Below are 8,805 nucleotides of genomic sequence, written 5' to 3' on the forward strand. Positions count from 1 at the left end.
TTGCCGCGCGTCACCTGCCGCGCATAGATGCCGCCACCTTCGATGCCGATGTTGACGCCGAGAAAAGGATCGAGCGGCTCGGTCACGATCATCGAAGGATAGGTGCGCTCGAGCGGCACCTTTTCGCCGAACGCAGCTGCAAAGCTGTCGGCCCAGGCGCCCGCGCTGTTGATGAGCGTACGCGCGGTGATCGCCACACCCTTGGCCTCCAGCGCGAAGCCGCCGCTGGTCCTGGTGGCGCCGATGACCTTCGTATTCTCCAGCACCTCGGCGCCCGCGCGGCGCGCCGCCGCGGCAAACGCCGTCGCGACCAGCCGCGGATTGGCGTGGCCGTCGCCGGGACAGAACGAGCCGCCGATGACATCGCCCTCGATGCCGAAGCGTTCGCTGAGCTGATTGTGGCCGACGAGTTCGAGATCGAGCCCGAACGGCGCGACCTCGGCGGCATAGCTTTCCAGGCTCGCCATATCCTCGGCATTGCGGGCGAGCTTGAGATGGCCGGAGCGCAGGAACTCGCCGTCGATGCCGATCAGTTGCTTCAGCCGTGGCCAGATCGCATGCGAGCGCTGCGACAGCGGCAACTGCTCGGCCGGGCGCCCCTGCCGGCGCACGCCGCCATAGTTCACACCGCTCGCCTGCGCGCCGCAAAAGCCCTTGTCGAGCAGCGTGACGGAAAGGCCCATCCCGCGCAGCGCCAATGCCGCGGAGCTGCCGACCAGGCCGCCGCCGATGATCGCGACATCGCAGTCAATGCGCCGGGTCATGCTGCCTCTCATCGACCGACAGGCTCACGTCCAGCGGGATCGGCTTGATCGGCGCCTGCGCGCGCAGCCGGCCGACTGCGCCGATGTCCCGCTGGGTCTGCACCGCCAGCAGTTCGGCAGCAGCGGCGGCGCACATGCGTCCCTGGCAGCGGCCCATGCCGATGCGCGTGATGGCCTTGAGTCGGTTCATCTCGGTCAGCACGTAGTCGCCGATCGCGCGCCGCGCCTCCCCGGCGCTGATCTCCTCGCAGCGGCAGAGCAGCGCGTCGTCGGCGATCTCGGCGGCCCAATGCGCGGGGAACGGAAACGCGGCTTCGAGCGCACCGCGCAGACGGTCGATCTTGGCGAGCCTGAGCTCGAGCGCAGCGGCGCGCGCGGCATCATGTGGCAGGCCGCGATCTTCCAGCAGCGCGAGCGCTGCTCGCTCTCCGGCCGCCTCAGCGGCATCGGCGCCCGCGATGCGCGCGCCGTCACCGGCAAGATAGACGCCGGCCACGCTGCTGCGGCCGCTCGCCTCGCGCAGTGGCAGATGCGCGCGGTCGCGCGGATCGAACCGGAACGCGCAGCCGGCGAGATCGGCGGCCTGCGTCTCGGAGCGCAGATTGAGACCATAGGCGACGCCGTCGCAGGCGATCCGGTGCTCGCGGCCGCCAGACTGATAGACGATGCGCGAGACCTTGTCCTTGCCCTCGATGCGCAGGCTGGACACGCCAAGCTGCACGCGCGTGCCGGCGAGACCCAGCGCAGCCACCATCCGCAGCCCGCGCAGCACGATATCCGGCGCCAACGGCAACGCGCGGAGCAGATTGAGTTTCGCGGACAGCGGCGCCGCGTCGAGCACCGCTGCGACCTCGACCCCAGCCTTCATGTACTGCCAGGCGACGAGGTAGAGCAGCGGCCCGGAACCGGCGAACACCACGCGGCGGCCGATGGCGCAGCCCTGCGCCTTCAGCGCGATCTGCGCGCCGCCGAGCGTGAACACCCCGGGCAAGGTCCATCCCGGGATCGGCAGCACGCGATCGGTCGCGCCGGTGGCGAGGATCAGGCCGTCGTAGCCCACGCGGTGATTGACGCCGTCGCGAAGAACGTCGGCGGTACCGTCGCGCAGATTCCACAGCAGCGTGTTCGGACGATAATCGACATCCGGGCCGAGCGCCGCGAAGTCGCGATGCAGCAGCGCGGCCTTGCCGGCCTCGGAGCCGTAGCGGGCGCGATCATCGCGGCCGTCCTGCGCGAGCGGCTGACGATAGATCTGGCCGCCGCAGGCATGGCCTTCGTCGACGACGACCGGCCGCAGCCCGGCGGCCGCCAATGTCGCCGCGGCGCGGATGCCCGCCGGGCCGGCGCCGACGATCAGGGGCGGCGCACGCTCAGCCATGGCGGAGTCCCCGTTGCGTGACGATGTGCATGCCCTCGGCGAGTTCAGTCGTACAGGCGCGCAGCCGCTCGCCAGCGGCGAGCTGCACCCAGCAGTCCTGGCACGCGCCCATCTGGCAGAAGCCGGCCCGCGCCGCGCCGGAGAACTCGGTCTCGCGCAATTGCTCGACATGGCAGAGCACCGCCGTCAGCACGGTGTCGCCGGCGCGGCCGTTGCAGGGCACGCCATCGATCGTGAACGGGACGACGGCGCTGTCTTGGCGGACGAGGCGATGCAGCAGCGGCATGGTATCAGCCCTGCCCGACGAGGATCTTGTCGAGGCCGAAGATGCGGTCGAGCAGCAGCATCGCCGCCGCCGTCACCGCGATCATCAGCGCCGAAACAGCAGCCATCATCGGATCGATCGACTCGGTCGCGTACATGTACATGCGCACCGGCAATGTGACGGTCGCGGGCGAGGTGATGAAGATCGACATCGTGAGCTCGTCGAAGGAGTTGATGAAGGCGAGCAGCCAGCCGCCGGTGATGCCCGGAAGGATCATCGGCACGGTGATACGGCGGAAAACGATCCAGCTGGAGGCACCGAGCGTGACCGCGGCCTGCTCAGCGCTGCGGTCGAGGCCGGACAGTGCCGCTAATACCAGGCGCAGCACATAGGGCGCGACCACGACGATATGGCCGGCGGTGAGCCAGACGAGGCTACCGGTGGCACCGAGCAGGGCGAACAGCCGCAGCAGCGCGACACCGAGCACGAGATGCGGGATCATCAGCGGCGACAGGAACAGCGCGTTCAGCGCCGCGCGGCCGCGGAAATCGTAGCGGTCCAGCGCGAGGCCCGCGGCCACCGCGAGCACCACGGCGATCGTCGCCGCTATCGCCGCGACCCACAGGCTGTTGAGGAAGGATGCGACGAAATCCGGATGTTCGAACACCGCTGCGAACCAGCGCAGCGAGACTTGCGTCGTCGGCAGCGTCAGGGTGTTCGCAGGCGTGAACGCGACCAGGCAGATTACGACGAGCGGCGCCAGCACGAAGCCGACGACGAGCGTGTGAAACAGCAATGCGATCGGGCCGTTGCGGTGCATGCGGCTCACCCCAGCGTCCGCCTGGCGCGCGCCTCGACCACGCGCTGATAGGCCAGCATGATGACGAGGTTGATGACCAGCACCAAAATCGCGATCGCCGCGCCGAGCGGCCAGTTCAATTCGTGCATGTATTCGTCATAGACCAGGGTCGCCGCCATCTTCAGCCGGCGGCCGCCGAGCAGCGCGGGGATGGCGAAGGCCGAGGCCGACAGGCCGAACACGACCAGGCTGCCGGACAACAGGCCCGTCGTCACCTGCGGCAGCACCACGCGGCGCAATGCGGTGAAGCGCGAGGCTCCCAGCGTCCAGGCGGCGGCCTCGACCATCGGATCGAGCTTCTGCAGCGAGGTCCAGACCGGGATGACCATGAACGGCAGCATCACATGCACCAGCGCGATCACGATGGCGGTCTCGGTGTAGAGGATCTTGACGGTGCCGAGGCCGAGCGCGCGGAAGACTTCGTTCACGAGGCCCGTGGGCCCGAGCAGCATGCTCCAGCCGAAGGCGCGCACCACGACCGAAACCAGCAGCGGGCCGATGATCGCGAGCAGGAAGATCGAGCGCCAGGGCTCGCCCATGCGCGACAGGATGTAGGCCTCGGGCGCGCCGATCGTGGCGCAGAGCATGGTCGTCAGCGCGGCGAGCCGCAGGGTGCGCCAGAAAATGTTGAGGAAGTAGCTGTCGGTGAGAATGGTCGCGTAGTGCGCCAGCGTGGTCTCGTCCTTTACGCCGCTCGCGGTGTCGTAGACGTGGAACGACAGCACGAATGTCAGCACGAGCGGCACCAGCACGAGCGCCGTGAACAGCAGCGCGCCGGGGGCGGCGAGCAGCCAGGGCGTCGTGCCGGCGCGCGCGCTGCTCATGCCGACAGCACTCCCTCGGGTCGTCCGGCCTTGGCACTGGCGCTGCTCCAGGCGAGCCCCACCGCCTCGCCCTCGCACGCCGGCTCCGCGCCGGCATTCGGCAGCGATACGCCGACGAGTCCGGCCGACGTCTCCACGGTGAAGAACCAGGCGCTGCCGAGAAAGAAGCGGGCCTTGATGCAGCCGTCGATCACGCCGCCGCCCGGAGCCGTGAGGCCGATCTTCTCCGGCCGGATCGCCAGCACGGCCGCCGCGCCCTCGGCGAGACCGGCGCCGTCGCACGGCAGCAGGCGGCCGCCAGCCTCGATGCCGCCCTGGCGCCAGACGCCCGGCAGCCGGTTCATCTTGCCGACGAAGGTGGAGATGAAAGGCGTCGCCGGGCTTTCATACAAGCGATAGGGCGCGTCGACCTGCATGATGCGGCCCTGCTCCATCACGACGACGCGGTCGCTCATCGACAGCGCCTCGCTCTGGTCATGCGTCACCATGATCGTCGTGGTGCCGACGCGCCGCTGGATGCCGCGCAGCTCGAACTGCATCTCCTCGCGCAGCTTGGCATCGAGATTGGACAAGGGCTCGTCGAGCAGCAGCACCGGCGGATCGATGACGAGCGCACGCGCCACCGCGACGCGCTGGCGCTGCCCGCCGGAGAGCTGGCGCGGATAGCGGTCGGCGAGCGCCGCGAGCTGCACCAGCGCGAGCGCCTGTTTGACACGCGTGTCGCGCTCGGCACGCGGCACTTTCCGCATCTCCAGGCCGAACGAGACGTTCTGCGCCACCGTCATGTGCGGAAACAGCGCGTAGCTTTGGAAGACGATGCCGAGGCCGCGACGGTCAGGCTTCTCGTGAGTGATGTCGCGGCCGTCGAGCGTGATGCGCCCCGCGCTCGGTTCGACGAGGCCGGCGATCATCTGCAGCGTGGTGGTCTTGCCGCAGCCGGACGGACCGAGCAGCGAGATGAACTCGCCCTTGGCGACGCCGAGGCTGACATCGCTGACCGCAGCGGCCTCGCCGTAGCGCTTCGTCAGGCCGTCCAGCGTCAGGAAACCCATGCGTCCTCGCGCGGGAGGCTCCCTGCACATCAGGGATGGCCGCCCTGGGGCTCTTTCATGCCGGGGCACGGTCGAGGGGGTCAATCCCGAATTCCGACATCCTGAATTTATCTTTTTGTATTTTTGATATATGAAATTCAGAGGCTAAATGGTCTCAACGAATTCACTCAATCAGATGACGACATCAGATACGGACTCTGCCTCCAGCCTGCGCCGCGCCCTGAAGCTGCTGCGTATCCTCAGCGAGGGCAATCCCGAGGGGCTGCGGCTGAAGGACATCGCCGAAGCCGCCGGCTGCAGCCAGCCGACCGCGCATCGCATGCTGCAGGATCTCGCTGCCGAAGGCTTTGCCGAGCAGGCCGCGGGCAAGCGCTATCGGCTTGCGCTCGACTTCTACGTCCTCGCCGCGCGCGCGGGACAAGCCAGCGGCCTGCGCGACGCCGCGCGGCCGGCGCTGCTGCGGCTGTCGGCGACGTTGAGCGATACGATCTTCCTGCTGGTGCGCAACGGCTTCGATGCGGTCTGCCTCGACCGCGTCGAGGGCCCGTTTCCGATCCGCTCCTTCACCGGCGACATCGGCGGCAAGGTGCCGCTCGGCCTCGGCCAGGGCAGCCTCGCGATTCTCGCCAACCTCCCCGAGGACGAGCAGGAGGCCGTGATCCGCTTCAACATCCCGCGCCTGCTCGACCGCGGCTTTCTCGACGAGGCCTCGCTGCGCGGCGCCCTGGCGCAGGCGCGCGCGCAAGGCTGGGTCAACACCAGCACCGGGCTCATCCCCGGCATGGCCGGCGTCGGCGTGCCCGTGCTCGACGCGCAAGGCCGCGCAGTCGCCGCGCTCAGCGTCGGCACGCTGGCGGAGCGGCTGAATGCGGATCGCCTGCCGCATGTGGTGAGGATCCTGCAGAGCGAGGCCCAGGCGCTGGCGGGAAAGCTCAACCCGTTCGACGTCGCATTGCGCTACCCGTCGCGCAGCTTGAGCACGATCGGCGCGAATTGATCCTTCTGCATCCCCAGCAACGTCATTCCGGGGCAAGGCCGCAGGCCTTGAACCAGGAATCCCGAGCTTAGCTTGCGTACATTTTCAACAATCTCGGGATTCCAGGTTCAATCGCGCACACGCAAGCGCGTATGCCCGATTGCCCCGGAATGACGGCGGGTGGCTTGGGGCGGCGCTGCTGTCAGCAGCGGCTCAGGTTACCCACTCCGCGCGGATGCCGGCGGTCTCTGCGCCGCGCTCCGGCTCCCGCCAGGAAAAGCTGAAAAGCCCTGATGGCTCGACCTGTTCGAGCTCTGCGCGCTCGATGTCGCGTGCGATCACCACAATGAAGGGCGCCGGTGGCTTCTCGGCCGTCAGCTGGCGCGGCGGCGAGAACACCGTGCCGACGCTCTCCACCAGCAGCGGCCGCGGTGCCTCGTGCACCTTCACCAGCCCCTTGATGCGCAGCAGGCGCTCACCGAGTCGGCCGGCGGCATTGTCCAACCAGCCGGCGAGATCGGCAAAGCCGAGTTCGGCGAGCGGCCGGACGAGACAGAGCGCCAGGCGCGGGTGCGGGGCGGACAGGTCGGGCGCGATTTCGCGCAGCGGCAATGATGCCGTCAGCGGAGCGAAGGCAGCCGCCACGGCAGTGGCGCGATCAGCGCTGGCGATCGCCTCGGCCACGGGATTGAGCTGCGCGATCGCAACCGGCGCTGACGCGAGTGCCTGCGGCGCGAGGTCGGCCTTGGTCGCGACGATGCGATGCGCGGCGGCCCATTGCGCGGCAGCTTCCTCGAACGTCGCAACGTCCAAGCCCCGCGTGAGATCATAGGTCGCGATCACAGCGACCCGCATGCGGTGCTCGGCCAACGTTGCGAGCTGGCGCAGCACCGGCCCGGGCATCGACAGGCCGGAGGTCTCCAGGATGATCCGCGCGAGCTGCGGCAGGCCGTCCGGGCGCGGCGTCACGATCAGGCGGTCGATGGTGAAGGCAAGATCGCTGCCGACCTGGCAGCAGACGCAGCCGTTCGACAGCATCGCCATCGGCACATCGTCGCCGCTCTCGCGCAACAGCACGCCGTCGAGCCCGACCTCGCCGGCCTCGTTGACGATGATGGCCGTGTCGGACGCCGTCTCTGCGCTCAGCACGTCGCGCAGCAGCGTCGTCTTGCCGGAGCCGAGGAAGCCGGTCAGGACGAAGAAGTCGATTGCGCCGGCGCTCATGGCGCCGCAGCGTCCTTGGTGGCGTATTTCTCCGGCACGTCGCTTTCCCAGCTGGCCTTCACCAGCTCGCGCACATCGGCGAGCAGCTCCTCGGTGTCGTAGATGATGCCGTCCTTGATGGTGTATTTCAGGCCGCGATGCCATTCGACCGCGTTGGTCACATCGTTGAAGCGCATCGCGCCGGTGCCGTAGAGCAGCTTGAAGTCGGTCAACGGATTGTGGTCGTGCACCAGCAGGTCGGCGCGCATCCCGACGTCGACCGTGCCGATCTCATTTTCCAGGCCACACAGCGCCGCACCTTGCGAGGTCGCCGAGCGGATCACCTCGAGCGGATGGAAGCCGGCCTCCTGCAATAGCTCCAGCTCGCGGACGTAGCCGAAGCCGAAGATCTGGTAGATGAAGCCGGAATCCGAGCCCGTGCAGACGCGGCCGCCGCGGTTCTTGTACGCGTTGATGAACGCCATCCAGAGCCGGTAGTTCTCTTTCCACTCGATCTCGTTCTGGGTCGACCAGCGATACCAGTATGAGCCGTGGCCGCCGCGCTGCGGGGTGAAGTAGTCCCACATCGACTTCCAGGTATACTCCTTGTGCCAATAGGCTTGGCGCGCCCGCATCAGGTCGCGGTTGGCATCGTAGATCGTGAAGGTCGGCACGAAGGTGAAGCCGATCTCAAGGAACTGCTCCAGCACCTCGTTCCACTTGGCGGATCCGGGCTCGGCGCCCTGCCTGAACATCTGGCCCGAGACCGAGAAGCGGAAATATTCATCGGTGTAGTTGTAGTCGAGCGGAAAATTCTGGATGACGCGATCCTCGAACAGCGCCTCCGGCAGGCCGTAATAATGCTCGGCGCTGGTGAGGCCCCACTTTGCCGTCGTCAGCGCGTTCATGCGCGACACTGCCATCTGGGCGTGGTGGCAGCCGGTGCGCAGGCCGATCTGCTTGCATTCGTCGAGGGCGGCTTCCATGATCGCGGGCGGTGCGCCGAAGAACTTGATGCCGTCGGCGCCACGCTCCTTGACCGCGCGCAGCCACTCCCGTCCCTGCTCCGGCGTGTAGATGGTCTTGACCATGTCGTTGACGGCCGGGAAATAGGCGTAAGCGAGCAGCCGCGGCGCCGCGATGCTGTTGTTCTCCGAGCGCCGCTTCTGGTCGAGCATCCAGGACAGGCCGTTCATCGAGCCCATCTCGCGCACCGTGGTGACGCCATGCGCGAGCCAGAGCTTGTAGACATAGTCGACCGGCGGCACCCAGCCATTGGCGGAGTGATAGGCGACACCGGCATGGGCATGGCAGTCGACGAAGCCGGGCGTCACCCATTTGCCGCGGCAGTCGATCTCGTGATCGGCAGGCTCACCGGAATTGCCGGCATAGCCGTAACCGACGACCTTCTTGATGCTGACGATGCGCCCCTGCTCGACGATGATGTCCACCGGCCCGATCGGCGGCGCGCCGGTGCCGTCGAT

The 8,805-nt window shown here is 68.0% G+C and carries 9 protein-coding genes; 1 reads left to right on the forward strand and 8 read right to left on the reverse strand.

The window, feature by feature from the left end:
• The 6 genes from BRAS3809_RS11260 to BRAS3809_RS11285 form a co-directional block, all read right to left on the reverse strand.
• The coding region (locus tag BRAS3809_RS11260) for an NAD(P)/FAD-dependent oxidoreductase (RefSeq protein WP_035656077.1) at positions 1-764 on the reverse strand (764 nt) is incomplete at its 3' end.
• The gene (locus BRAS3809_RS11265; protein ID WP_008962223.1) at positions 748-2,142 is read right to left on the reverse strand and encodes an FAD/NAD(P)-dependent oxidoreductase; all 1,395 of its coding nucleotides are present in this window, start codon (positions 2,140-2,142) and stop codon (positions 748-750) included. The genes BRAS3809_RS11260 and BRAS3809_RS11265, both read right to left, overlap by 17 nt.
• Positions 2,135-2,428, reverse strand: a complete 294-nt coding sequence (locus BRAS3809_RS11270) for a (2Fe-2S)-binding protein (RefSeq protein WP_008962224.1) — start codon at positions 2,426-2,428, stop codon at positions 2,135-2,137. The genes BRAS3809_RS11265 and BRAS3809_RS11270 overlap by 8 nt, the downstream gene beginning before the upstream one ends.
• Positions 2,429-2,432: 4 nt before the next feature.
• Entirely contained in the window at positions 2,433-3,227 is a 795-nt protein-coding gene (locus BRAS3809_RS11275; RefSeq protein WP_035656079.1) for an ABC transporter permease, read from the reverse strand.
• A 5-nt stretch (positions 3,228-3,232) separates the two neighbouring features.
• A complete protein-coding gene (locus BRAS3809_RS11280; RefSeq protein WP_008962226.1) occupies positions 3,233-4,090 on the reverse strand; it encodes an ABC transporter permease in 858 nt (285 codons plus the stop codon).
• Positions 4,087-5,142, reverse strand: coding sequence for an ABC transporter ATP-binding protein (locus BRAS3809_RS11285; protein WP_008962227.1), 1,056 nt, complete (start codon positions 5,140-5,142; stop codon positions 4,087-4,089). The genes BRAS3809_RS11280 and BRAS3809_RS11285 overlap by 4 nt, the downstream gene beginning before the upstream one ends.
• A 175-nt stretch (positions 5,143-5,317) precedes the next feature.
• Here BRAS3809_RS11285 and BRAS3809_RS11290 point away from each other — a divergent pair, with 175 nt between their 5' ends.
• Positions 5,318-6,139, forward strand: coding sequence for an IclR family transcriptional regulator (locus tag BRAS3809_RS11290; RefSeq protein ID WP_035656080.1), 822 nt, complete (start codon positions 5,318-5,320; stop codon positions 6,137-6,139).
• 192 nt (positions 6,140-6,331) lie between these two features.
• Here BRAS3809_RS11290 and BRAS3809_RS11295 read toward each other — a convergent pair whose 3' ends face one another.
• Positions 6,332-7,342, reverse strand: coding sequence for a CobW family GTP-binding protein (locus BRAS3809_RS11295; protein ID WP_008962229.1), 1,011 nt, complete (start codon positions 7,340-7,342; stop codon positions 6,332-6,334).
• Positions 7,339-8,805: amidohydrolase family protein (locus tag BRAS3809_RS11300; protein WP_052523412.1), on the reverse strand; the 1,467-nt coding region annotated here is incomplete at its 5' end. The genes BRAS3809_RS11300 and BRAS3809_RS11295, both read right to left, overlap by 4 nt.

The organism is Bradyrhizobium sp. STM 3809 (assembly GCF_000239795.1).
Lineage (GTDB): Bacteria > Pseudomonadota > Alphaproteobacteria > Rhizobiales > Xanthobacteraceae > Bradyrhizobium.